25 protein-coding genes are annotated in these 23,690 nt (G+C 67.7%); 11 read left to right on the top strand and 14 right to left on the bottom strand.

The window, feature by feature from the left end:
- Positions 1–2: 2 nt before the first annotated feature.
- Genes GRQ65_RS18500 through GRQ65_RS18510 form a run of 3 tightly spaced genes read right to left on the bottom strand, consistent with a single transcriptional unit; the run spans position 3 to position 3,208 of the window.
- A complete protein-coding gene (locus GRQ65_RS18500; RefSeq protein ID WP_160879474.1) occupies positions 3–458 on the bottom strand; it encodes a response regulator in 456 nt (151 codons plus the stop codon).
- The gene (locus tag GRQ65_RS18505; RefSeq protein WP_160879475.1) at positions 430–2,013 is read right to left on the bottom strand and encodes an ATP-binding protein; all 1,584 of its coding nucleotides are present in this window, start codon (positions 2,011–2,013) and stop codon (positions 430–432) included. The genes GRQ65_RS18500 and GRQ65_RS18505 overlap by 29 nt, the downstream gene beginning before the upstream one ends.
- 25 nt (positions 2,014–2,038) lie before the next feature.
- Complete coding sequence (locus GRQ65_RS18510; protein WP_160879476.1) at positions 2,039–3,208, bottom strand: PP2C family protein-serine/threonine phosphatase; 1,170 nt, start codon at positions 3,206–3,208, stop codon at positions 2,039–2,041.
- 104 nt (positions 3,209–3,312) lie between these two features.
- Here GRQ65_RS18510 and GRQ65_RS24170 point away from each other — a divergent pair, with 104 nt between their 5' ends.
- Together GRQ65_RS24170 and GRQ65_RS18520 are read left to right on the top strand one after the other, a co-directional pair.
- Positions 3,313–4,563 (top strand): C39 family peptidase, encoded by a 1,251-nt coding sequence (locus GRQ65_RS24170; protein WP_160879477.1) that lies wholly within the window; start codon positions 3,313–3,315, stop codon positions 4,561–4,563.
- A 764-nt stretch (positions 4,564–5,327) separates the two neighbouring features.
- Positions 5,328–6,212, top strand: coding sequence for a hypothetical protein (locus tag GRQ65_RS18520; protein ID WP_160879478.1), 885 nt, complete (start codon positions 5,328–5,330; stop codon positions 6,210–6,212).
- Positions 6,213–6,216: 4 nt separating this feature from the next.
- Here the strand turns inward: GRQ65_RS18520 and miaB are convergent, their stop codons facing one another.
- A complete protein-coding gene (gene miaB, locus GRQ65_RS18525; RefSeq protein ID WP_160879479.1) occupies positions 6,217–7,674 on the bottom strand; it encodes a tRNA (N6-isopentenyl adenosine(37)-C2)-methylthiotransferase MiaB in 1,458 nt (485 codons plus the stop codon).
- A 72-nt stretch (positions 7,675–7,746) separates the two neighbouring features.
- Here miaB and GRQ65_RS18530 point away from each other — a divergent pair, with 72 nt between their 5' ends.
- The 3 genes from GRQ65_RS18530 to GRQ65_RS18540 all read left to right on the top strand — a co-directional run bounded on the left by GRQ65_RS18530 (position 7,747) and on the right by GRQ65_RS18540 (position 10,054).
- On the top strand, positions 7,747–8,517 hold the full coding sequence (locus GRQ65_RS18530; RefSeq protein WP_160879480.1) for a site-specific integrase: 771 nt from the start codon (positions 7,747–7,749) through the stop codon (positions 8,515–8,517).
- A gap of 336 nt (positions 8,518–8,853) precedes the next feature.
- Positions 8,854–9,183: a hypothetical protein gene (locus tag GRQ65_RS18535; RefSeq protein ID WP_160879481.1), complete on the top strand. Its 330-nt coding sequence runs from the start codon at positions 8,854–8,856 to the stop codon at positions 9,181–9,183.
- 592 nt (positions 9,184–9,775) lie between these two features.
- The gene (locus GRQ65_RS18540; protein ID WP_160879482.1) at positions 9,776–10,054 is read left to right on the top strand and encodes a hypothetical protein; all 279 of its coding nucleotides are present in this window, start codon (positions 9,776–9,778) and stop codon (positions 10,052–10,054) included.
- 255 nt (positions 10,055–10,309) lie between these two features.
- Here the strand turns inward: GRQ65_RS18540 and GRQ65_RS18545 are convergent, their stop codons facing one another.
- Positions 10,310–10,603 (bottom strand): hypothetical protein, encoded by a 294-nt coding sequence (locus GRQ65_RS18545; protein WP_160879483.1) that lies wholly within the window; start codon positions 10,601–10,603, stop codon positions 10,310–10,312.
- A gap of 291 nt (positions 10,604–10,894) precedes the next feature.
- The gene (locus GRQ65_RS18550) at positions 10,895–11,155 is read right to left on the bottom strand and encodes a hypothetical protein (RefSeq protein ID WP_160879484.1); all 261 of its coding nucleotides are present in this window, start codon (positions 11,153–11,155) and stop codon (positions 10,895–10,897) included.
- A gap of 213 nt (positions 11,156–11,368) precedes the next feature.
- Between GRQ65_RS18550 and GRQ65_RS18555 the strand changes: the two genes are divergently transcribed.
- Together GRQ65_RS18555 and GRQ65_RS18560 are read left to right on the top strand one after the other, a co-directional pair.
- Positions 11,369–11,782, top strand: coding sequence for a DUF6228 family protein (locus GRQ65_RS18555; RefSeq protein ID WP_160879485.1), 414 nt, complete (start codon positions 11,369–11,371; stop codon positions 11,780–11,782).
- A 176-nt stretch (positions 11,783–11,958) separates the two neighbouring features.
- The gene (locus GRQ65_RS18560) at positions 11,959–12,528 is read left to right on the top strand and encodes a recombinase family protein (RefSeq protein WP_160879486.1); all 570 of its coding nucleotides are present in this window, start codon (positions 11,959–11,961) and stop codon (positions 12,526–12,528) included.
- 277 nt (positions 12,529–12,805) lie between these two features.
- Here GRQ65_RS18560 and GRQ65_RS18565 read toward each other — a convergent pair whose 3' ends face one another.
- Positions 12,806–14,050, bottom strand: coding sequence for a site-specific integrase (locus GRQ65_RS18565; RefSeq protein ID WP_160879487.1), 1,245 nt, complete (start codon positions 14,048–14,050; stop codon positions 12,806–12,808).
- 231 nt (positions 14,051–14,281) lie between these two features.
- On the opposite strand from GRQ65_RS18565, the gene GRQ65_RS18570 reads away from it, so the two are divergent.
- The 3 genes from GRQ65_RS18570 (at position 14,282) to GRQ65_RS18580 (ending at position 15,854) form a co-directional block, all read left to right on the top strand.
- A complete protein-coding gene (locus tag GRQ65_RS18570) occupies positions 14,282–14,620 on the top strand; it encodes a histone-like nucleoid-structuring protein Lsr2 (RefSeq protein WP_160879488.1) in 339 nt (112 codons plus the stop codon).
- A gap of 217 nt (positions 14,621–14,837) precedes the next feature.
- Entirely contained in the window at positions 14,838–15,062 is a 225-nt protein-coding gene (locus GRQ65_RS18575) for a hypothetical protein (protein ID WP_160879489.1), read from the top strand.
- A gap of 240 nt (positions 15,063–15,302) precedes the next feature.
- The gene (locus GRQ65_RS18580) at positions 15,303–15,854 is read left to right on the top strand and encodes an excalibur calcium-binding domain-containing protein (RefSeq protein ID WP_160879490.1); all 552 of its coding nucleotides are present in this window, start codon (positions 15,303–15,305) and stop codon (positions 15,852–15,854) included.
- A 129-nt stretch (positions 15,855–15,983) separates the two neighbouring features.
- On the opposite strand, the gene GRQ65_RS18585 is transcribed toward GRQ65_RS18580, so the two are convergent.
- From GRQ65_RS18585 to GRQ65_RS18600, 4 genes are all read right to left on the bottom strand, one after another.
- Entirely contained in the window at positions 15,984–17,018 is a 1,035-nt protein-coding gene (locus tag GRQ65_RS18585; RefSeq protein ID WP_160879491.1) for a DUF3631 domain-containing protein, read from the bottom strand.
- Positions 17,019–17,819: 801 nt separating this feature from the next.
- Entirely contained in the window at positions 17,820–18,311 is a 492-nt protein-coding gene (locus tag GRQ65_RS18590) for a hotdog fold domain-containing protein (protein ID WP_160879492.1), read from the bottom strand.
- Between the two features lie 42 nt (positions 18,312–18,353).
- Positions 18,354–18,626, bottom strand: a complete 273-nt coding sequence (locus tag GRQ65_RS18595; RefSeq protein ID WP_160879493.1) for a metal-sensitive transcriptional regulator — start codon at positions 18,624–18,626, stop codon at positions 18,354–18,356.
- A gap of 122 nt (positions 18,627–18,748) precedes the next feature.
- Positions 18,749–19,528 carry a methyltransferase domain-containing protein gene (locus tag GRQ65_RS18600; protein WP_160879494.1) on the bottom strand — a complete coding sequence of 260 codons (780 nt, stop codon included), beginning with the start codon at positions 19,526–19,528 and terminating at the stop codon, positions 18,749–18,751.
- 63 nt (positions 19,529–19,591) lie between these two features.
- Between GRQ65_RS18600 and GRQ65_RS18605 the strand changes: the two genes are divergently transcribed.
- Positions 19,592–20,083 (top strand): MarR family winged helix-turn-helix transcriptional regulator, encoded by a 492-nt coding sequence (locus GRQ65_RS18605; protein ID WP_160879495.1) that lies wholly within the window; start codon positions 19,592–19,594, stop codon positions 20,081–20,083.
- 3 nt (positions 20,084–20,086) lie between these two features.
- Here GRQ65_RS18605 and GRQ65_RS18610 read toward each other — a convergent pair whose 3' ends face one another.
- From GRQ65_RS18610 to rsmA, 3 genes are read right to left on the bottom strand one after another with little or no spacing between them, the layout of a single operon-like run.
- A complete protein-coding gene (locus GRQ65_RS18610) occupies positions 20,087–21,895 on the bottom strand; it encodes an ATP-binding cassette domain-containing protein (protein WP_160879496.1) in 1,809 nt (602 codons plus the stop codon).
- Positions 21,888–22,796, bottom strand: a complete 909-nt coding sequence (locus tag GRQ65_RS18615) for a 4-(cytidine 5'-diphospho)-2-C-methyl-D-erythritol kinase (protein ID WP_160879497.1) — start codon at positions 22,794–22,796, stop codon at positions 21,888–21,890. Before GRQ65_RS18615 ends, GRQ65_RS18610 begins: the two co-directional genes overlap by 8 nt.
- Complete coding sequence (rsmA, locus tag GRQ65_RS18620) at positions 22,793–23,662, bottom strand: 16S rRNA (adenine(1518)-N(6)/adenine(1519)-N(6))-dimethyltransferase RsmA (RefSeq protein ID WP_160879498.1); 870 nt, start codon at positions 23,660–23,662, stop codon at positions 22,793–22,795. The genes GRQ65_RS18615 and rsmA overlap by 4 nt, the downstream gene beginning before the upstream one ends.
- Positions 23,663–23,690 lie beyond the last annotated feature (28 nt).

Here is a 23,690-nt window from a genome sequence, read left to right on the forward strand (position 1 = left end):
CCCTACTGCTCGGGCAGCTCGGCGATGTTGCCGAAGAAGTCGTCGATCTGACGGACGACATCGGTGAACTGGTCGAAGTCGACGGGCTTGGAGACGTGCACGTTGGCGTGCAGGTCGTAGCTCTTCGCGACGTCCTCCTGGGCCTGCGAGGTCGTCAGCACGACGACGGGGATGCGGCGCAGCTCGGGGTCGGCCTTGACCTCCTCGAGCACCTCGTGGCCCGACTTCTTCGGGAGGTTGAGGTCGAGCAGGATCAGGTCGGGGCGCACGGCGTCGGCGTACGGCGCGTCCTGGTGGAGGTACTGCATCGCCTCGACGCCGTCGGTCACGACGTGCAGCTCGGTCGAGAGACGTCCGGCGGCCAGCGCCTCGCGGGCGATCATCACGTCGCCCGGGTCGTCCTCGACCAGCAGCACCGACAGGGGCGCGTCAGGCGTGAGCGCGTGGCGAGGGTTCATCGTCGTCGACCGTTCCGAGGGGGGACTGGACCAGAGGGAGCGTGAACTGGAACCTAGCACCCGGTCCTTCGGGTTCGGCGAGCCAGATGCGCCCCCGGTGGAAGTCCACGATCTTGCGGCAGAGGGCGAGTCCGATGCCGGTCCCACCGTAGGCGTCGCGCAGGTGGAGGCGCTGGAAGATCGTGAAGATCCGCTCGGCGTACTGCGCGTCGATGCCGATGCCGTTGTCGGCGACCGTGACCACCCAGTGCGGCGGCTCGTCGAGGTCCGTGCCCGGGGCCGCGGTCACCTCGACCCACGAGGGACGCTCGTCGCTGCGGTACTTCACGGCGTTGCCGACGAGGTTCTGCAGCAGGGCGGTGAGCAGCGTCGGATCGCCGGGCACGGTCGGCAGCGGACCGCGGATGACCTTGACCCCACCGGCGGAGATCTGGTCGTCGAGCGTGCTCAGCGCACGGTCCAGGGCGACCCCGAGGTCGACCTCGGCGAAGTGCTCGGTGGTGCGCCCGACCCGGCTGAACGACAGCAGGTCGTTGATGAGGACCTGCATGCGCTTCGCACCGTCGACCATGAACCCGATGTAGGTGCGGGCTTTGTCGTCGAGCTGGTCGGAGTACTGCCGCTCGAGGAGCTGGCAGAAGTTGGTGACCTTGCGCAGCGGCTCGGACAGGTCGTGGGAGGCGACGTAGGCGAACTGCTCGAGGTCGTCGTTGGAGCGGGCCAGCTCGGCGCTGCGCTCCTGCAGGCGCAGCCGCGCGCGCTCGACCCGCTCGAGGTGGTGGAGCAGCTCGGCGCGCATCGTCTCGACGTCGATGGCCAGCGTCTCGATCTCCGCCGGGCCCTGCTGGTGGATCTCGGTCGACAGGTCGCCGTCGGCCACCGCACGGGTCTGCAGGACGAGCCCGCGGATCGGCTGCAGCACGGAGCGCCGCAGCCCCCGCGCGAGCAGGAACCCGACGGCGAGCAGCAGGGCCACCCCGACGCCGATGGCGACCCACACCCAGGTGAAGGCCCGCTCGCGCAGATGCTCGGCGTCCGCGGACTTCGTCAGCAGCCCGTCGTTCAGCTCCTGCAGGGCGGTGCGGATGTCGTCGAACTTCGCCTTGTTGGCCTCCGACACCGCGTCGGCGCCGACCCCGGCGTCACCGGCCCGGGTACGCGCGATGATCGGCTCGGCGACCTCGGTGTTCCAGGTCTCGTAGGCGTCGACGTACGCCGCGAGGAGGCGCTCGAGCTCGGGCTCGCCGTCGACGTAGCGCTGGAGGTTGTCGAGCTCCTCGGCGATCACCGGGACGGCGACGTCGTAGGCGTCGAGGAAGTTCTCCTTCTTGCCCGCGGCGAACCCCCGGACCCCGGTCTCCTGGCTGATCATCCCGTTGGTCGAGCGCGCCCGCGAGAGCAGCGCCGGGTCCCAGCGGTCGATCACGCTGTCACCGGCCTCCTTGGCCCGCACCAGCGCGGCGGTGACGACCACGACGAGCACGAGGATCAGGGCCAGGACGAGGACGATCGCCCGGTTGACCCGGCGTTCGAGGCTCCAGCTGTCGCTCTTCACCGCTGCCCTTCCTCCACGCCGGCCCTCACGCCGCCGAACCGGCGAGACTGAGCACGACGAGGGCCGTGTCGTCGGCCTCCTTCATCGAGTCGCGCGGCAGTGCGACCGGGAGCAGCGTCTCGATGGAGTCGCCGGTGCTGAGCGCGTCGGCGGCCACCTCGGCCAGCTCCTCGAGCCCGACGCTCGTGCGGCTCTCGGGCTGACGGTAGGCGTCGAGCAGGCCGTCGGTGTAGAGCACGACAGCACTGGAGTCGGGCAGCACCGCCCGGCTCACCGGCCAGTCCTCCTCGGCACGCTCGCCCGGGTGGAGGTCCTCGATGCCCAGCGGCGGGCCGACCTCGACGTCGAGGAACGACGCCGTCGTGCCCGCGCACAGCAGCGGCGGCGGGTGACCCGCGACCCGGGTCGTGACGCTGCGGTCGCGCTCGATGGTCAGGTCGCACGCGGTCGTGAAGACGCCCCCGCCACTCTCGGCGAACAGCAGCCGAGACAGGGCGGTGAGGATCTGCTCGGCCGGCACCCCGGCCAGCACCATCGCCCGCCAGGCCACCCGCAGGTGCACCCCGAGCGCGGCCTCGTCGGGGCCGTGGCCCATCACGTCGCCGATGATCGCGCGCACCCGGCCGTCGGTGGTCTCGACGACGTCGAAGAAGTCGCCGCCGAGCACCGCCCCCGCGCGGCCGGGCCGGTAGTGGCTGCGGCAGGCGACGAAGTCGGAGAGCAGCAGCGGCTTGGGCAGCAGGCCGCGCTCGAGACGGGAGTTCTCCGCGGCGAGCATCCGCTCCTCGCGCAGCTGGAACTCGGTCAGCTGCGCCATCCGCCGCTGCACGGCGTACTTGATGGTGCGGTCGAGCAGCTCGGGGGTGATGTCGTCCTTGACCAGGTAGTCCTGCGCGCCGGCGGCGACCGCCTCGACCCCCGTCCGGTCGTGGCGCCCGGTGAGCACGATGACCGGCGTGGTGACCTGCTGGGCGACGAAGCGGGTCAGGGCCTCCAGCCCGTGGGCGTCGGGCAGGCCGAGGTCGAGCAGCACGCAGTCGGGGTCGAGCGTCAGCGCCTCGATGCCCTCGGCGACCGAGCGGCGCCAGGCGACGTCCGCCTCGCCGTAGCCGACCTCGCGCAGGCACTCGCGCACGAGCAGCGCATCGCCCTCGTCGTCCTCGACGAGCAGCACCTGCGCACCGACCTGCGTCATGCCGCTCCTCCCCCGATGCCGTACGGACCTCCAGACCATCGGCAGCCTAGGGGCAGGCCTGACGTTCTGTGACGAATGTGGCGGAAGTGACCTACCGTGTCAGCGTGTCTCGGAACCCGCTGCGCCTCTCGCTCGCCGTCCTCACCCTCGCCCTGCTGCCGTGGGCGGCGCCGTCGGCCTCCGCTGCCCCCGCTCCCGAACGGGCGGGCGACCGGGCCGTGACCTGGACCCGGTGGGACGCCGGCAAGGAGCTGCGCCCCGGCGCCCGGTCGGGGCTGAAGGTGCGTCAGGGCTCGCTGGTGCTCGAGGGCGCGACCGCCCGCCGCACCTACCGCTCGACGTCCTACGACGTCGGCACGTGGACCTCGCCGTGGACCTCCCCCGGCCACGGCATCACCCAGCTCATCGCGTCCTGGTCGGCCACCACCCCGCGCAACTCGTGGGTCGAGACCCGGGTGCGGGTCACCGACGGCACCACGACCGGCCGCTGGCAGGTGCTCGGCCGCTGGACCTCCGGCGACAAGCACGTGCGCCGCACGTCGGTGCCCGGCCAGTCCGACGCCCTCGGCCGCGTCGACGTCGACACCTGGAAGTCCGCTTCCGCGACCGGCGCCACCGGCTACCAGCTGCAGGTGCGCCTGATGCGGCGCGCCGGCGCCACCAGCGCCGCCCCGACGGTCGCCTACGTCGGCGCCGCGGCCTCCGCCATCCCCGCCGGCGTGCCCGCGGTCTCGGCGCCCGGCCCGGCCTCGGCCGCCGGCACCGTGATCCCCGTGCCGACGTACTCGCAGATGATCCACGCCGGCCAGTTCCCGCAGTACGGCGGCGGCGGCGAGGCGTGGTGCTCCCCGACCTCGCTGTCGATGGTGCTCGGCTACTACGGCAAGCTCCCGACCTCGCTCGGCTGGGTCGGCGCCCGCACCGACCCGTTCGTCGCCGAGGCCGCCCGCCGCACCTACGACACGGCGTACGGCGGCACCGGGAACTGGCCGTTCAACACCGCCTACGCCGCCTCCCGCGGCCTCGACGCCTTCGTGACCCGGCTGCGCTCGCTCACCGAGGCCGAGCAGCTCGTCGCCGCCGGCATCCCCGTGATCACGTCGGTCTCGTTCGCCCGCGGCGCACTCACCGGCGCCCCCATCTCCTCCACCAACGGCCACCTCCTCGTCGTCGTCGGCTTCACCCCCTCCGGCGACGTCGTCGTCAACGACCCGGCCGGCGCCACCAACGCCGCCGTCCGCCGCACCTACTCCCGCGCCCAGTTCGAGGCCGCCTGGCTCGGCGGCTCCGGCGGCACCGCCTACGTCGTCCACGACGCCGCCCACCCCCTCCCCGCCTCCCCCGGCAACTGGTGAGGCGAACTACCGGCGGTGGGCGGGACGCGAGCAGTCGGTGGTTGAGGAAGGACGAAGTCCTGTCTCGAATCCACTCTCGGGGTACGCCGGCCCGGGAGCCGACCGACCGGTGGTTGAGGAAGGACGAAGTCCTGTCTCGAAACCACCTTCGCCGGCCCCGGAAGGATTGTTCTAAGGGTCGTCTCGGATGCTGATCGACGACGGCCTCGACGGGGCCTGAATGTCGGTGGTGACCTCTAGCGTTTGACTCATGACGGAGCATCTCGACCACGAGCTCGCGCAGGCCGTGCTGGCCTCCGCGACCCGGGTCGTGCGTGCCCGTCGTCTGGTCGAGGTCGAAGACCTCGAGACCCTCGCCGCGTGGGCCGACCTGCACACCGGACCCGCCGCCGGACGCTGGGACACACTGGCGCAGCTCGGTGGCCAGGGCACCCCGAAGGTCCGCGACCACTGCCTCGGCGAGATCGCGATCGCCCGCGGCACCGGCGTCGTGGCCACGTCGAACGCTCTGGCCGACGTCCTCGACCTACGGCACCGGCTCCCGCTGACCTGGGCCGTCGTACGCCGCGGCGAGGCGGAGGTGAGCGTCGCCCGTCGGGTCGCGAAGCTGTCACGGCACCTGCCGCTCGACTGTGTCGGGACCGTCGATCTAGCGGTCGCCCGGGTCATCGCCCGCGAGGCCGGCGGACGGGTCTTGGCGGTCGCAGAGGCAAAATCGTCGAGGCCGACCCCGCCCTCCACGAAGAACGCGTCGAGGCCGAGCGGTGACGTCGGTACGTCGGGATGTCCGCACCGACGAGCACGGCCTGCGCACCATCATCGCCAGGGTCGAAGCCGGCGACGCGCACTGGATCGACGCCACCCTCACCCGCGTCGTCGAGCTCATCGCACCCCGCCACCCCGACACCGGCGCCCAAGAGCTCAGGTCGATCGCGTTCGGGTGGCTCGCCCGCCCCGCCGAGCTCTTCAAGCTCCTCGTCGAGCACGAGCAACCCGGCCTCTTCGATGAAGAGGCCGAGCCGTCCCGGGCGACCGCGATACCCGCCGACCTCCTCAACGCCCTGCGCGACCTGAACCTCGAACCCCTGCGCCCCCGGACAGTGCTGTACGTCCACCTCCACCGAGCCGCGCTCCACGGCACCCCCGCCGTCGCCCGCATCGAAGGCCTCGGACCGAGCACGCTCACCGGGGTCACCGGCCTCCTCGCCGGCTGCAAGGTCACCGTGAAGCCGGTCATCGACCTCGCCGACCGCGTCCGGACCACGGCCTACGAGCATCCCGAGGCGTTGAAGGAACGGGTGCACCTCACCACCGGCGGCGACTACTGGCCCTACGCGGTCAACGTCAGCAGACGCGTCGACTACGACCATCCCACGCCGTGCACAGCGCAAGGTCCGCCCGGGCAGACCGGCACCCACAACTCCGGCCCCCTCGGCCGCCGACACCACAGGTGGAAGACCCACGCCGGCTACCAAGCACGACAATCAGGCGCAGGCCGCTACGCCTGGCTCACACCCCACGGCCTCGGCTACCTCGTCGACCACACCGGCACCCGACCCATCCCCGCACACCACGCCCGAATGATCATCGACGCCCCACCCGGCCTCGACCTCTACCCCGGCACCGAGATCGACCTCGACTGGCGCTGACCCGTCAGCGGCAGGCGGGCGCGTCCGGCAGCGGGGCCGGTACGCCGAGGCTCGGCATGCCGAGGGAGACTCCGGCGGGCACGGGGGCGGCGGTGCGGGCCTCCCAGGCGTCGCCGGACCGGGTACGGCGCACGCCGAGGACGCGGTCGGCGACGAGGTGGTGGGGTGCGGCGTAGGTGACCTCGACCGTGACGACGTCGCCGGGGCGCACGGCGGTGTCCGGAGCGGCGAAGTGGACCAGCCGGTTGTCGGGGGCGCGGCCGGAGAGACGCAGCGTCTCGGCGTCCTTGCGGCCCTCGCCCTCGGCGACCATGACGTCGATCGTGCGGCCGACCTGGCGCTTGCCCTCGGCCCAGGCGACCTCGGACACCAGCGCGGCGAGCCGCTCGTAGCGCTGGCGCACGACGGCGGGCTCGATCTGGTCGGGCAGCGTGGCGGCGGGGGTGCCGGGACGCTTGGAGTACTGGAAGGTGAAGGCGCTGGCGAACCGCGCCTCGCGCACGACCTCGAGGGTCTGCTCGAGGTCCTCCTCGGTCTCGCCGGGGAAGCCCACGATGATGTCGGTGGTGATGGCGGCATCGGGGATCGCGGCGCGGACCCGCTCGATGATGCCGAGGTAGCGCGAGCGCCGGTACGACCGCCGCATCGCACGCAGCACCTGGTCGGAGCCCGACTGCAGTGGCATGTGGAGGCTCGGCATGACGTTGGGCGTCTCGGCCATCGCCTCGATGACGTCGTCCGTGAACTCCGCCGGGTGCGGGCTGGTGAACCGCACCCGCTCGAGCCCCTCGATGCTCCCGCAGGCCCGCAGCAGCTTGGAGAAGGCCTGGCGGTCGCCGAACTCCACGCCGTAGGCGTTGACGTTCTGACCGAGCAGGGTGATCTCGCTGACGCCCTCGGCGACGAGCGCCTCGATCTCGGCAAGGATCTCGCCCGGGCGCCGGTCACGCTCCTTGCCGCGCAGCGCCGGGACGATGCAGAACGTGCAGGTGTTGTTGCACCCGACGCTCACCGACACCCACGCGGCGTACGCCGACTCGCGGCGGGTCGGGAGCGTCGAGGGGAAGACGTCGAGCGACTCGAGGATCTCGACCTGCGCCTCCTGCTGGACGCGGGCGCGGTCGAGCAGGGCGGGCAGCGAGCCGATGTTGTGGGTGCCGAAGACGACGTCGACCCACGGGGCCCGCTCGGTGATGGTGTCGCGGTCCTTCTGGGCGAGGCAGCCGCCGACGGCGATCTGCATGCCCGGGTCGGCCGCCTTGCGCGGCGCGAGGTGGCCGAGGTTGCCGTAGAGCTTGTTGTCGGCGTTCTCGCGCACCGCGCAGGTGTTGAACACGACGACGTCGGCGTCCTGGCCCTCGGCGGCGGCGACGTAGCCGGCGTCCTCCAGCAGCCCCGCGAGCCGCTCGGAGTCGTGCACGTTCATCTGGCACCCGTAGGTGCGCACCTCGTAGCTGCGCATGACCACGGCAGTTTACGGCGGGGAACGGCGTGGAGATTCATCGCGAACAGCGGATACGTGAGGAACCCACCCATGACGACCAACGGCCAGACGGTCCATGACCTGCTCAGAGAAGTGGCGTTAGCACGTGGACTCCGACGCTCGACCTACCTCCACTACCAGCGCCTTCTGACCCGCCTCGACCTGCTCGACAGGGAGGTTGGGGAGGTTGCACAGGGGGACGTGGTCGAGTCCCTATGGAGCATCGACAGCCCCAACACGAGACGGGCAGCCGTCATCTGCCTTCGGTCGGTCTTCGGGTGGCCCATGAAGATTCCTCGCGGCATCCCAAGGCGCTACGACCTCCCAGACGAGGACACGCTTCGTCTGGCGCTCATGACGACTCCACACGAGCCCAGAGGGCTTCTCATGATGTACGCGGGCCTTCGCATCGGGGAGGCGTGCGCCATCACGTCGTCGGACGTCACGGGCGACCGTCTTCGCGTCGACAAACAGGTGCAGCAACTGCACGAAACCGGCAAGCCGACAACGACCAAGGTCGGCCCGACGAAGTCGGGCGTAGCCGAGGTGGTCATACCCCACTTCCTGACGGGGGTCGTCCTGTCGCTGGACAAGACGACCAAGCCCGACGTGGTCAGAGAGTCCATCCGACGCGCTGGACTCAAGGTTGGCATCCGGCTCAACCCGCACATGTTGCGCCACTGGTACGCGTCGACCATGTTGGCCCGCGGCGTGCCCCTCTCCGTTGTCTCCGAACAGATGCGTCACTCGGACATCGCGGTCACTCTCCGCACCTACAGCCAGGCGAACACCAGCCGGACCATTCACGACACGTTCGGATAGGGCCACCCGACGCCCCTGAGGGGCTCCTGACAGCCCAGCGAATTCGGCTCGGACAGGACGACCGGGTCAAATTCGACGGCGCTGAGAAAACAATTCCGGAATGCACGCAGGTCTGTTCAGAATAAAATCTAGATGGTAGACTAGATGCACAGAGCAATCGTTCTAGCGTGACGCAAAGAATGGCATTCTGTGGTATAATTAGAGTAGGCAATCAAAGGCCTCCGCTACCAGAAATGAAGCATTCCTCAGAAACTTTCTCCTCAATGTGAAAGATGCCGAAGGTCCCCTCTCGTCTGGTAGCGAGAGGGGACCTTTTCATATTGAGAAAGATAAAACATGACGATATTTGAGAGAAAGCAAAAGTGGCTTGGCCTTGTAATGCGGTCGAACTTGACCAACGCACAAAAGGTTTTTGCTTACGCGGTCTTCGACCGCATGTATGGTGATAAGTTGTGGTCTTTTCCTACGACTGAACAGTTAGAAGAAGCAACCAACTTAAATCGCTCTAAGTTTGGCGCACATAGGCGTGCCCTTTTTGCATCAGGGGCAATGACCGGGGACAAAAAGCACCATCACGGCCAGTGGGCAAACTACACCTACACCTTGAACTTGGACTGGGACGGTGAAGTTGACCGTGTTCCTTCAGGACCAAACCCTGTTCCCTGAGGGCACAACCGTGGTCCCCGTGGGTAGGCGCCGTATTCCTCGCGGGATGAGTAATCTATCAAACAATCACTCAAAGAATCATTCAAAGCAAACTATCAAGACAGCGCGACGCAGTCGCGCCCTTAGTAGTCAGAGAAGGAAAGAGGAATTAGGAAGACTTGCCCAGTCTTCTTCATTCTCTTGGAACCCAATCCCTGCTAATAATGGCAACGAGCCAAGGGCGAGTTGCTTCCACAGACCGCCGTGGACCCTACGGGGACGCGGCATTAGCGAGGGGAAGGACCCCCTCCAATTAAGATGAAGGAGATACAAAAACCATGCAAGAGCATGAACTAAACCTCCTGCGGCTGACGCAGGAGAGCAACGCGGCAAATAGACAGGCCGCAGAGTACGAAGAGTCTTGTCGTACGGTCGTCGGGGGGTTTCTGAGCGCGAGCGATGTCTGCAAACTGTTCGCCGACGATTCGGATTGGCAGCAAGCACCAGGCGCTAGCGCACGCCGCGTCATTTCTGAGAAGGGCCTGCCCTTCCTAGAGGTTGGACCGGGCCGATTCAGCGTATTCCACCCAATCAGGTTGCCAAAGGGGGCCGCATGACCGACGCAGTGGCGGTGCCGCAGCCTTGGGAAGCCGAGGAGATGAATGAGCAGACCTACTTAAGGTGGGCCGAGGTCAAAGAGCAGAACGGCAAGACACTTGTTGTTCAGACGCTAGTGAATGGCTACCAGTCGCACGACGGCGACTGGGTCGCAGACAGCCTCGTGTACACGGCTCTGCGCGGTGGCGAGGTACTCGCGGTCATTGACGAGGACTCGGATGAGCGCCAGGTCGAGGACTACGTCGTAGTAGAGCGTCGAGTCGTGAACGAATGACGGCGAAGGCTGGTCACCGTGAAGTCCTCACGGTGACCAGCCGGCTCAGATTGACCATAGCGCGAGGGGCGATAAAAACATCTCCTGGTCACTGCCCTGACGACCTTGTCATAGAGAGCACTAAAGGGGGCGCCACTGTCCGTCGCAAGTATTGCCAGGGGCTCGACTTGCCCGTCTCAGTCATAGAGCACCGATGTCTACGACCCACCTTGAAGGGCCGGAGATGGTGTCGCGTCGTGCCGACACCCAGTGGTGCTAATTCGTGGCTCCGGGGAACGGCAGATACCCGTAGGCCCGGGGGCACAGGCCGACGTCTTGCCCGTTGAGACTCAGTGCCGCCGACCACGAGGAGACCCCCCGCTTACCCAACTCGCCGAGCACGTCTGTTGGGAACAGGGCCGAAATGACCCGACCGTCGACCGTCGCAGAGGCGTCCAGGCTTTGTTGCTGGGCGGTCTCGTCGAAGTAGAAAGACTCGACCTGCTGACCGTCCTGAAACTTCACGCCCATCTGCCCGCCGTAATTCTCGGTGGAGTCGTAGGCCGTCACGGAATAGAGAGCGGTCCCGATGGCAGGGACCGGCTCACCCCGGAACTCCATGAGCAGTCCGGTGTTGCTCTCAACAAGGGTGACACGAGTATTCCTCGACCCCTTCAAGACACACGTTGCGACAGTCGCTAACTCGTAAGTCGCCTCTACCGAAGCCGAGCCGTCAGACGGAGTTGTTGATGGTGGCTCGCCCCAACTGCAAGATGTCATCAGGGCAGAGGTGACCGCGAGGGCGGTCATCTGTACGGCTCGCACCGGTAGTTACCCCCGTGATGTCGGTGTCAGGTGACGCTAATCGTCACTCTGTTGGCGCGGCGGGAGCCTCTGCTGCGCCTCCTCGACAAACCTGACGATGACCGCCATCGGAAGCACAGTCGCCTGGTGAACGACGAAGTCGAAGCCGGGGTCAGCGTCATGCCATACCGCCTCAATGACTGGCCCGCGTCCTGAGTCGTCCGCAAGGTCGCCGAGTTCCAGAACCATACTGTCGCGGTTCAAATCAGAGGCCATCACGACCTCGAACAGCCTGCCGTCGTGCTCCCACACATCCACCGTTGCATGATGGCACCGGTAGGGGCGCAAGGCACTGCAAATCAGATGCCGGAACTGCGGCGCTCGTATGCGTCGGCGATATCTGTTCAGAGCATCCCCGAACCCCGGGAGCGTCGTGGTACCGCTCGACATCTGGTGGGGGTGGCCCAGCAGCGGGCCGACGACGCCGAGTCGTTGAACCATTTGTGCGGGCGAGTCGCTGATGATGTCGGTATGGACCCCGTGGTCATAGGCAGCGAGGGCACTACGATGGTGTTCGCAGACCCGCAGTCTTTGGGCGCCGACTCAGCGGACTTGCTTTCGGTCACCCTTACTGGGCCTGACCTGCACGCCAGTCGCCAGGTCTATGCAGGCTGGGTCGACGGATTCGCACACCTGGCGACCTTCTTTACTGGCCTCGCTGACCAGTGGCGTGGGTGGACGGGTGTCCTAGTTTTTGAGTCCGTCGAGGGTGACCTGCGCATCGAGGCAACTCACGACGGCCATGTAAATCTCCGTGTAACGCTGTCGGAGTCGACGGTTCTAGATGGCTGGACGGTTCGGGCGACGGTTCGACTCGATGCTGGCGAGGCTCTCAGCGACGCTGGGCGCGATGTCGCTCTTCTGGTGAGCCCTCCAGCCGCGTAGCACGCCCAGTCGAGCAGGGCCCAGGGCTTCACGTATCACTGACTGACCAACGGCTTGGATGCCTTGGACTGTCCATTTGAGGTACACCCTAACTAGACACTCGACAGTTCCTGCTCTAGTGTCCATCTAGGGTCGCGATTGGCGTTCCTGGACATATGTGTCGAAGGGTCTTAGAAGTGTCTGGACAGATTGTGGCCTACGTGCGGGTCAGTAGCGCTGAGCAGAACGAAGCCCGTCAGGTTGAGGCGCTAGCCGGTGCCGACCGGGTCTTCATGGACAAGATGAGTGGGAAGTCCGCTGAACGTCCGGCCCTTTCCGAGATGCTGACCTATGTCCGGGAGGGAGACACGGTGCGGGTTGCGAGCCTCGACCGACTGGCGCGCAATCTCGATGACCTCCGCCGACTGGTTGACGCCTTGGTCGGCAAGGGCGTGCGCGTGGAGTTCGTGAAAGAGGGGCTGTCGTTCACCGACGATGAGTCGGCCATGAGCAAGTTGCTGCTCTCAGTTATGGGAGCGTTCGCGGAGTTCGAGCGCTCGCTCATCCGAGAACGTCAGGCAGAGGGCATCGCCATCGCTAAGACCAAGGGCGTCTACGCGGGGCGGAAGCCCCGCCTCACACCAGAAACCCTCGGTCAAGCGCAAGCATGGGTCGCCGGTGGGGTGCCAAAGGCAGAGGTTGCCCGTCGACTAGGCGTCAGTCGTCAGACTCTGTACAACGCTCTATCGCCCGCGCCAAAGGCTTGAGGCACTTGGCTCGTCACTTGGTCTGGCTCTTGCGAAGCGAGAGGGCCACGGACACGCCGCTGAGCAGCACGCCAGCGAGGGTGAACCACGGGCCCGGACGTGACGGGTTGACTATCAGAAGAGCAACGCATGAGGCGGAAACTAGACCGCAGCCCACCAAGAGCCACTTCCCGAACGTTCGCACGGCGAAGAGTTTCGCAGAAGCCCAGGCAGCGAGGAGTTGAGGAGACGAGCCGGCTTCGTGGCACAACAGATGACGTTGGCCGTTGTTCGGGCGTCAACGCACAGTTGCTGCAGCGTCGCGGAGGGGGTATCTCGTCACAATGTCGAGAACACTTCTGTATGTTTGCTCCGCCATGCCCACTTCGAGACGTTCGAAGAAGCCATGCGCAGCCCAGTTGCGTCGGTTGCCGATGGAATCGACCAGGTGCCGGTCAGCCGTTTCTAGCACTCGAAGCCGCTGCAACTCGCCAGCCCAACGGTTGATAGACCCAAGGTCCTGCGGTTCGGGGGCTTGAACACCGCTCTCCATGCAGAGCAGCCGCAGGTGCCGCTCGAGGACCGCCCCCGCAGCCATGAGCGCAAAGGCGTCCGGAGTTGATGCATCACTGAGAAGCGACTCCACATTGCTCAAGGCGTTCTGAGTGGATTCTGTCGGGTGAAAAACCATTCTCGCCAACCGCAGGGAGGCGTTGTCTTGCGAGAGCGGACGGTCTGCTGTCATCCACCGCATGGAATGCCGAGGCTGTGGCACTCCCATCGCGCGCAGGACGCTCGTGAGACTGAACCCGTTCTCCAGTGCTGTCGCCTGAAGTGTGTAGGAGAGCATCTGGGGCGTCACGGTGTAGGGGATGCCCGCCCGCTGGGCTGTAAGTCGGACCATTGAAGCAGCAGACGAACGATTCAGTCGGCCACCGTTGACGTTCAGGATGAGGGGTCCCGAACGGCGTCCTTTGAGATAGCGAGACAAAACGACTTCTACCTCGGGTGCCAAAACAATGAGCGGGGGACGCTGCTGACCGAGGTTAGAGTCGAACCGTAGATGGGTGAAACCATTGCGACGCTCCACATTCGAAACATCGCACCCCAGCAGTTCCGAAACTCGAAGGCTGTTGACTGCCAGCACGGCTATAATGAGCCAGCCTTGGTCCGAGACAGTATTGTCCAGCATCAAGCGAAGTTCGTCTACAGAAACCGACTGCGGGAGCTTTCGCACCTCCTGTCGAGGTTGCATGCCGGTCATAGGCGAGCGGGCAATCTCGCCCTCTAATTCTAACCATCGGAAATATCCCCGCAGAACATGGAAACGGTTTCTTTGGCTCGCGACTGACTTGCCAGCCTCGTCCCACTCAGCGAGATAGTTTGCGATATCGCGTGTCGTGGCGGACTGAATGGCGCGGCCACGGTGGGCGGTCAACCAGTCATCGAAGTGGCGCAGGCCCGTACGCTTGGCCCTCTTCGTGACGGCCGCGTGCATCAACGAAGCGAGGTAGTCGGCGATGGACGGGTCGGGTTCTTGCACGACGCAATGCTAACGCTGATAGGCCCTCGCCCAGTGGCACCAAGTCTGCGTGACAGCGGTGATTGCCCGGAGCCACGAGACGGCCTGCACGGCATGGGCGCACTATCTTGACAGTTGCACGTTACTATGAGCGTCGTATCATGCATCTCCTTGGATTTCATGCATAACTGGTCTGAAATGTTTGCCATGCCGACCTGAGGCAACCCCACTGCTTGACGTTAGGACCATCACATGCCAGCCATGCGTAAGACAGTCGTGCTCGACGACTTCGATGGCAAAGAACTGCCAGAGGACACCAAGCCCATCAACCTGTCGATGGGCCGAACGACATACAGCCTGTACCTGTCCGAGAAGAGCCATCAGGCTCTGCTCAAGGCGTTGGACCCGTTCATAAAGGACGCAGACACCACGACCCCCGGTGCCACTCGGCATGCGGCAAGCACCGCATCCGGTCGCACAAAAAAGGAATTAGCCGACATTCGTGCTTGGGCCAAGGACAACGGCCACGAGGTTTCGGAGCGCGGTCGCATCAAGGGCGAGGTCATTAAAGCCTTCGAGGCGGCCAAGTGACCCGGATGCGTTACGCAGTTCGACTTCGGTCTGCTGTCGAGGAGGTCGGCGCGGATGGTGGCGTTCGTCGAGGCGCAAAGGCACTCGAGATGGGCCTAAACCGCCTGGCTGATGAGGGTTATGTGCTACTGCAGGTGCTCCAAGAGTCATCCTCAGATGAGGCTGCCTGTATTTTCACGTACGAAGAGGAAGAGAATTAACTATGCCATATCGTGTTGTGACGGTATTCCTGGCTCAGGAGCAGGGCAAGGCTGCATGGGCGGCGGACCCTGAGACTTCGACCAACGCCACAGAGGCGGAGGCCCTCACAAAGTACCTGAACGACGCCGAGGTTGACGGCTGGTCACTTGTTGGCGCGGTTAATGACACCCAGGGCAACCCTCAATTCGTGCTGCATCGAGAGCCTCCGAAGACGCCGGGTGCGTTTGCACTGCTGGACTGACACCTCGGCGGGCTGTCCGACGCTGCCTGCGAGAGGCTTGTGAGTCCCGCCTGTTCATGTTCCAAGGGTTGGCCAACGGTGCCGCACGACCGGCCAGGCATGGCTGCCGGGTAAGGCCGCAAATCGTCCACCCGACGACTTGTGTCCCGCCGAGCGGGGCCGACCGGTACTCAGGCGACCCGGCGACAGGGATACCCTGCCAAGTCCGTTCCAACCAACGACCCACGGGGAGTGCTCCACATGCGTAACCTTGTCCGGCTACTGACCCTGATGCTCGCCGCCACCGGCTTGACCTTCGTCGCTCTCGCCGGGTCAACGACCTCGGCGCAGGCGAAAGACCTGAACTGCGATGACTTCAGTTCGCAGGCTGCCGCTCAGGCGAACTTGAACAACAACCCGAGCGACCCGAACGGCCTCGACACAGACGGCGACGGCGTCGCCTGCGAGTCCAATCCCTGCCCCTGCAACACGTCGTCAAACTCGGGCGGCAACAACAACCCCCCGGCAGCGCCGTCGAAGAAGTTCCACGCCATCAATCTCCGAGTCGCCGAGGTGAAGCGCAGCGGGAACAGCGTCGTCATCGGCAAGGTCCCGACTTACAGGGGCAAGTTCCAGATTCAGCGCAAGTTGAAGGGTCAGAACTTCAAGTTGTTCAAGCGAGCCACCGCCAAGAACCCCACCGGCGCCGTCAAGATTGGCGTCACTGGACCGAAGGGCACCTGCTTCAAGGCCATCGTCCCTGCCACCAAGAAGTACAAGGCCACAGGCAAGGTCATCGGCTGCATTCGCTAGTCCTCTCTCGACGGACCCGGTTCAGCGCGGGCGCCAACAGCGCCAATATCGCCGTCCGAAGCGTCCGGCCCTACGACAAACAGGACCCCTACCGCGCATCTGCGGTAGGGGTCCTGCGGGTTCCGGGGCTCAGAGCCACTCCTCCCAGACGGGCGCGAGGTCAGCCTTGAAGTAGTACATGCTGGAAATCTTGCGGGGCTCTACGCCGTAGCCTCGCAGCCGTCCGGCCAAATTCTTCGGCGTAACGTTGGGCAACCGGTCGTCCCTGCTGATGTAGTCCGCCAGGTGGGTCGAAGACACACGGTCCGCCTTCGTGGCAGCGAAGCACTCCCGGGTGGCACGGAGGATGCCCTTCTGGTCGTTGTCCTCTGTCGGCCACTGATGGACCTCCTGAGCCGTCCTAAGCCGCTCGGGCCAGTCCTCCCCCGCGGCAGCAGCAACCGAGTGCAGCGCGGCCCAAATCTGGTTGAACCGCCCAGGCACTGGCTTGTGCCACGTCCACGATTCCGAGAAGCGCTTGAGGCGCGCCCTGACCTCATCCCCGTAGGCGATGTGGTCGTACGGGTCGAAAGACTCGGCGGGCACACCAGGGCGCATGCGGATGGGGATGCAGCGCGAGCGAGTGTCCTTCGGCATGGTGCCGTTTTCGATGCCGGCGAACGCCAGAGCGCCGTAGCAGGGGACGGGACCAGCCTTGCGCAACACGAAGCCATCGGGCAGATAGCCGTCGTTGATGACAGCCGTCAGGACACCGCGCTCGGGGTGGGACGTGAACAGATTCTGCGTCTCGTCAAGAAACACCGTGCGAGTGGTCACGATGGTGAACAGTCCTGCCGCGCTACTTGAGCCCGCTCGGATTCCTGCGTGCGACGCGAACTTGATGACCTCGGCTTGGGTCGACTTCCCGCAACCGGGCTCCGGGGCCACGATGAACAGGCGAGGCGAGGCCCGCCACGTCTGCATGCTGTGCGTGTGTGCGGCCCAGAGCACCGTCAGGTCGTAGGTGGAGTCGTGAGGGTGGCGAACGAACCGCTTGTTGAACTCCACCAGACGGTTAAGCGTCGTCGCCAGGGTCTCGGTCGGGAGCACGGACAACAGGTCCGGCTCGACTTCCCCATCCTCCCGGGTGTTGGTGTCAAGGTCAGCAATCATTGTCCGGGTCATCGTGAATCCTTCGCGTCGGTTCTGGGGGCCGGTGTTGGCCTGACACGAAGAACCCTCGCAGCGCTCTGACCTGCGACGATAGCCCGAAGGCCGCCTGAATATTGATGCATACGCGGCGTGCAAGAACGGGTTTTACCCCCTCCCCCTGACTCGCAAGTAACTTGCACGACAGCGCATAAGCATGCACTCAGATGTCTAGACCACCCCAAGCAGTGGTGTCACTACTCCCTCGAGCGAACGGGGATGTCGCCAATCTGGGCACCCCTTGTCCACTGGCTGTAGTGACGCCGACAGAGTTGGCGAATGACGTTGTAGACCAGGTCCTCGCATCTTGGGGCACAGCACGTCGCGTCCGGGGCCAAGTTCAGGGCCACCAGGGGCAGACCCGCTCGCTTCGCGTGCCAGTGGTGATGGCAGAGGCGGTCGGCCCTCGCGTAAACGGGCTGCGGGCACTTTTCGACCACGCAGTTCCAGCGGTGCACGGTGGGTCCCATATCGAAAGTATGAGCGACTCACGCCCGATGGACAGGTAGGTGAACACGCGACGCGGGCGGGCCGAGTCGCAGCAGTCCCAGAGCGCTCACGAACCTCCCTAACCTCCCACGGGGGCCGGTTCGACTGCGCCCGGCGGGGCCGTTGAGAACGCAGCGGCGTAGGGTCATCGCGACAGGAATCGACACGTCACGTCACACCGCTTGCTCGGGTCTGTGCACGACCCTCAGGGGGCGACCGAAGGTCGCATCATCTGGCACCCGTAGGTGCGCACCTCGTAGCTGCGCATGACGGGTCCAGGGTAGGTCGTCAGCCCGTCGTCGCGGGCATCCGTGCGGCGCCCTTGCGCGGGGTCACCCAGAGCCGGATCTCGCCCTCGACGACGACGGTGCCGTCCTCACGCACGCCGCGGACCCGCACGGGCAGGTCGGGGTCGTCACCGAGCCACTGGGAGCGGTCGGTCTCGGCGATGCAGGTGATGTCGCCGGTGGCCTTGGCGGTGTAGGCGACCTCCATGCCCTTGGGGATCCACCGCTTGTCGGCGGGGATGCTCACCTCGGCGAGCGCGCCCATCGCGGCCTCGAGGCCGTTGCACAGCGCGATGGCGTGCACGGTGCCGATGTGGTTGTGGACGCCGCGACGGTCGCGGATGACGAGCTCGGCGCGGTCGGGCTCGACGACGGTGAAGCGCGGTCGGATGGTGGCGAAGTACGGCGCCTTCTGGCTGAACGCGAAGGAGAAGGCGCGCGCGCCGACGACGGGGACGGACGACGCCGTGCGCCACAGGGCCAGGAGATCCATGCCGACAGGCTAGCCCCGGAAGTTACCGAGCAGTAGACAGCGTCAGGCGAGGCTGAGGAAGAACCGCTCGAGACGTTCGAGCTCCTCGTCGGAGGCGTTGCCGCTGCGCACGCTCTCGCGCAGCTCGCCCGCGATGATGGCGAACCCGGCCCGGTCGAGGGCCCGCGAGACCGCCTTCAGCTGGTTGACGACCTCCTGGAGGTCGCGCTCCTCCTCGAGCATCCTCAAGACGCCCGAGAGCTGCCCTTGCGCCCGCTTGATCCGGTTCACGACCTGCGTCGTGGCGGCCTGCGTCGGCGTGGTGGCCTGAGTCATGGCCCGTCACTTCCCCCCGTAGAACTCCAGCCGAACCGTCTCCCAGGGCCCACCCGTTGTCAACCTGGAAAGTTACTCACCGGACACGTTTTCGCTGGTCAGCGTGGGAGCGGGCGACGGGATCAGTGCCGTGCGACCGCGAACACGCGCCGGAACGGCAAGAGCACGGTGCCCCCCTCGCGGGTCGGGTACGCCGCGGCGAGGCGGCGCTTGAACTCCTCCTCGAACGCCGCGCGCAGCGGACCCTCCCCCAGCGCCTCGAGCGTCGGCCGGGCGCCGGTGGCCGAGACCCAGGTGAAGACGGGGTCGGAGCCGCGCAGCACGTGCGTGTAGGTCGTCTCCCAGACGTCGACGTCCGACGCGCCGGCGACGGTCAGCGCGTCGTAGTAGTCGACCGGGTCGTGGGAGGCCGGGGCCTCGATGCCGACCGTCGTCTCGGCGTACGCCGGCTCGGCGGCGAGCTCGGCGCGCAGTGTGTGGCTGGGCTCGTCGAAGTTGCCCGGCACCTGGAAGGCGAGCCAGCCGCCCGGCGCCACGGCATCGAGCAGCCGGGGCAGCAGGTCGAGGTGGCCGGGCACCCACTGCAGCGTCGCGTTGGAGACGAGCACGTCGACCGGGCCCGCGGGCGCCCAGTCGCGCAGGTCGCCGACCGAGAAGGTGACCGACGAGCCGGCCTGCTCGGACCGCGCGCGGTCGATCATCGCCGGGCTCGAGTCGACCCCGGCGACGCGGGCCCCGGGCCAGCGCTGCGCGAGCAGCGCAGTGAGGTTGCCCGGTCCGCAACCGAGGTCGACCACCGCGTCCGGGGATTCGGCGCCCACCCGGGCGAGGAGGTCGACGAAGGGCCGACCGCGCTCGTCGGCGAAGGACAGGTAGCGCTCGGGATCCCAGCTGAAGCTCACTCTTCGAGCCTGCGCCGCAGGTGTCTTGATGTCAAGAATCTCGACGGGAGGTAAGATGGGGCCATGAGGGACGAGGTCGACGAGCTCACCGAGGCGTGGGCCCGTGAGCGCCCCGACCTCGACCTGGCGCCCGTCGAGGTGTTCAGCCGCATCTCGCGGCTCGGCCGGCACCTCGACCTCGCGCGTCGCGAGGCCTTCACCGCGAGCGGGGTCGAGCCGTGGGAGTTCGACGTGCTGGCCGCGCTGCGCCGCGCGGGGGCGCCGTACGAGCTCTCTCCCGGCCGGCTGCTGCGCGCGACTCTGGTGACCAGCGGGACCATGACCAACCGGGTCGACCGGCTGGCCGAGCGCGGGTTCGTCGAGCGCCATCCCGACCCGGCCGACCGTCGCGGCGTGCTGGTGCGCCTGACCGGCGAGGGCCGCACCGCCGTCGACGCGGCGTTCACGGCCCTGGTCGACGCGGAGCGGTCGTTCCTCTCCGACCTGCCCGCCGGCGAGCAGCAGGAGCTGGCGCGGCTGCTGCGCCGCCTGCTCGTGCCGTTCAGCCAGGACTGAGCCTCACTCCAGCGACTCGGCCACCTCGAGCCACTCGAGCTCGAGCGTCTCCTTCTCCGCCAGCACCTCGGTGAGCTCGGCGCTGATCGTGGCCAGCCGCGCGTAGTCGGTGCCCGCCGCGACCACGGCCTCGTTGAGCTCGGCCTCGCGGGCGGAGACCCGCTCGAGCTGGCGGTCGATGCGCGCGAGCGCCTTGCGGCCCTCCCGCTCGGCCGCCGATCCCTTGCTCGCCCGCGGCGCCGCCGCGGCGGGATCAGCGGGTACGGCGGGTACGGCGGCCGCCGCCTCGGCCGCGCGCAGCGAGGCCTGCCGGCGCTCGAGGTACTCCTCGACCCCGCGCGGCAGCATCGAGAACTGCCCGTCGCCGAGCAGCGCCCAGACGGTGTCGACGGTGCGCTCGAGGAAGTAGCGGTCGTGGGAGACGACGACGAGGGTGCCGGGCCAGCCGTCGAGGAAGTCCTCGAGGACGGTGAGCGTCTCGATGTCGAGGTCGTTGGTGGGCTCGTCGAGCAGCAGCACGTTGGGCTCGCTGAGCAGCAGCTTGAGCAGCTGGAAGCGGCGCCGCTCGCCGCCCGACAGGTCACCGAGCCGTGCGGTCAGCCGGTCGCCGGTGAACCCGAACCGCTCGAGCATCGAGGTCGCGGTGATCTCGCCGTCCGCCGTCTTGGTGACGCGACGGATCGACTCGACCGTCTCGAGCACGCGCGCGGCCGGGTCGACCTCGTCGATGTGCTGCGAGAGGTGCTGCAGCGCGACCGTGCGGCCCTGGCGCACCTTGCCGTGCGAGGGCGCGAGCTCGCCGCCGATGAGGTTGAGCACGGAGGTCTTGCCCGCGCCGTTGACGCCGACCAGCCCGACGCGGTCGCCCGGGCCGAGGCGCCAGGTCGCGTGGTCGAGCAGCACCTTCTCCGCCGGCGGCGTGCCGCGGCGCAGGTCGACGTCCTCGAGGTCGATGACGTCCTTGCCGAGGCGCTGGGTGGCGAAGCGCTGCAGCTCGAGCCGGTCGCGCGGCTCGGGGACGTCGTCGATGAGGGCGTTGGCGGCGTCGATGCGGAACTTCGGCTTCGAGGTCCGCGCCGGCGGACCGCGGCGCAGCCAGGCGAGCTCCTTGCGCATCAGGTTGCGCCGGCGCAGCTCGCTCGCCGCGGCCTGGCGCTGGCGCTCGGCCTGGGCGAGCACGTAGGCGGCGTACCCGCCCTCGTAGACGTCGACGACGCCGTCGTGGACCTCCCAGGTCCACTGGCACACCGCGTCGAGGAACCACCGGTCGTGGGTCACGACCACCATCGCCGAGCTGCGCTTGACGAGATGGTCGGCCAACCAGGCGACGGCCTCGACGTCGAGGTGGTTGGTCGGCTCGTCGAGGACGACGAGGTCGTGCTCGCCGAGCAGCAGCGCCGCCAGCGAGCAGCGCCGCCGTTCGCCGCCGGACAGGCCCTCGACGACCCGGTCGAGGGGTACGCCGGCCAGCAGCACCTCGACGATCTCGCGGGTGCGGGAGTCGGCCGCCCACTCGTGGTCGGCGAGCCCGCCGAGCACGGCCTCGCGCACGGTGTGGGAGTCGTGGAGGTCGTCGTCCTGGCGCAGGTAGCCGACGAGCAGGCCGCGCTGCTGGGATACCCGGCCGGTGTCGGGCTCCTCGACCCCGGTCATGACGTTGAGCAGCGTGGTCTTGCCGTCGCCGTTGCGCCCGACGATGCCGATGCGCTCCCCCGCGCCGATGCCGAGGCTGACGTCGGTGAGCAGCGGACGGATGCCGAAGGACTTGGAGACCCGCTCGAGGTTGAGCAGGTTGAGGCCGGGACTAGGCACGGGTCACCACGTGCGCCCCGGCCACCGGCCCGTTGGCGACGAGCACGACGGGGTGCCCCTCGGCCCCCAGCCCACCGGCGACCCGACGGGCGTCGTCGGCGTCGCGCGCCAGGAAGACGCAGGTCGGCCCCGAGCCCGAGACCATCCCGCGCAGGGCGCCGTGGCTCTCGCCGAGGTCGATCAGCGTCGCGAGGTCGGGACGCAGGTCCAGCGCGGCCTCCTGCAGGTCGTTGTGCAGGGTCTCCGCGAGCCGCTCCGGGTCGCCCGACTCGACCGCGGCGAGCAGGTCGCCGGCGCCGGCGGGCTCGGCGGGGGCGTCGGGGCGCAGCTCGTCGAAGCGGCAGTAGACCGTCGGGGTCGAGAGCCCCCCGGTCGCCGACGGGACCACCACCCACCACCAGGTGCCGGTGTCGGGGACCGGCTCGACCAGCTCGCCGCGGCCCGTGCCGAGGGCGGTGCCCCCGATGAGGGCGAACGGCACGTCGCTGCCGAGCTCGGCGGCCAGCGCGAGCAGGTCGTCGTCGGAGGTGTGCGCGTCCCAGAGCCGGTCGAGCGCGACCAGGGCCGCGGCAGCGTCGGCGGAGCCACCGGCCATCCCGCCGGCGACCGGGATCGACTTCTCGACGCTGATCGCGGCGTGCTGGGGCAGGCCGTGGTGGGCGGCGAGCAGGGCCGCCGCCCGGTCGACGATGTTGTCGCCGGTGACCGGCACGGCGTCGGCGTCGATCCAGTCGGGCACGGTCACGCCGAGCGTCCAGCCCGGGGACGACGACACGGTGACGTCGTCGCACAGGCCCACGGCCTGGTAGACGGTCACGAGGGGGTGGAACCCGTCGGGACGGGGCGCCCCCACGCCGAGGTGGAGGTTGATCTTGGCGGCGGCGCGCACGGTGATGCTCATGCCTGCGGGGCCTCCGCGAGCGCCTCGGCGATCCGGGCGAACGCCGCCACGTCGAGCACCTCGCCGCGCGCCGTCGGGTCGACGCCCGCGGCCTCGAGGGCGGCGCCGGCAGCCTCCCCCGAGCCGGCGAGCGGACGCAGCGCGGCACGCAGCTGCTTGCGGCGCTGCGCGAACGCCGCGTCGACGACCGCGAAGACCTGCTCGCGGGCGGCGGTGGTGGCCGGCGGCTCGCGGCGGGTCCAGGCGACCAGCCCGCTGTCGACGTTGGGCGCGGGCCAGAAGACGTTGCGACCGACGGCACCGGCGCGGCGCACGTCGGCGTACCACGCCGCCTTGACGCTCGGGACGCCGTACGTGCGGGAACCGGGGCCGGCGGCGAGTCGGTCGGCGACCTCGGCCTGGACCATCACCAGCCCCCTCTCGAGGCTCGGGAGCACCTGGAGCAGGTGCAGCAGGACGGGCACGGACACGTTGTAGGGCAGGTTGGCGACCAGCGCGGTCGGCGCCGGACCGGGCACGCCGTCGACGCGCAGCGCGTCGGCCGCGACCACCTCGAGGGCGGCGGCGGCCTCGGGCGCGAACTCTGCGACGGTCTCGGCCAGCCGCGCCGACAGCACGTCGTCGACCTCGATGGCCACCACCCGGCGCGCCACCTCGAGCAGGGCGAGCGTGAGCGAACCGAGTCCGGGGCCGACCTCGACGACGACGTCGTCGGGGCCGACCCCGGACTCACGGACGATGCGACGCACGGTGTTGGCGTCGATGACGAAGTTCTGACCGCGCTGCTTGGTCGGGCGCAGGTCGAGCTCGGCCGCGAGACGACGCACGTCGGTCGCGCCGAGCAGCCTCACCCCCGCCTCGACCATGCTGGCCAGGCTAGTGGTGGGTGGGTGG

Source organism: Nocardioides flavescens (assembly GCF_009823805.1).
GTDB classification, from domain to species: Bacteria; Actinomycetota; Actinomycetes; order Propionibacteriales; family Nocardioidaceae; genus Nocardioides; species Nocardioides flavescens.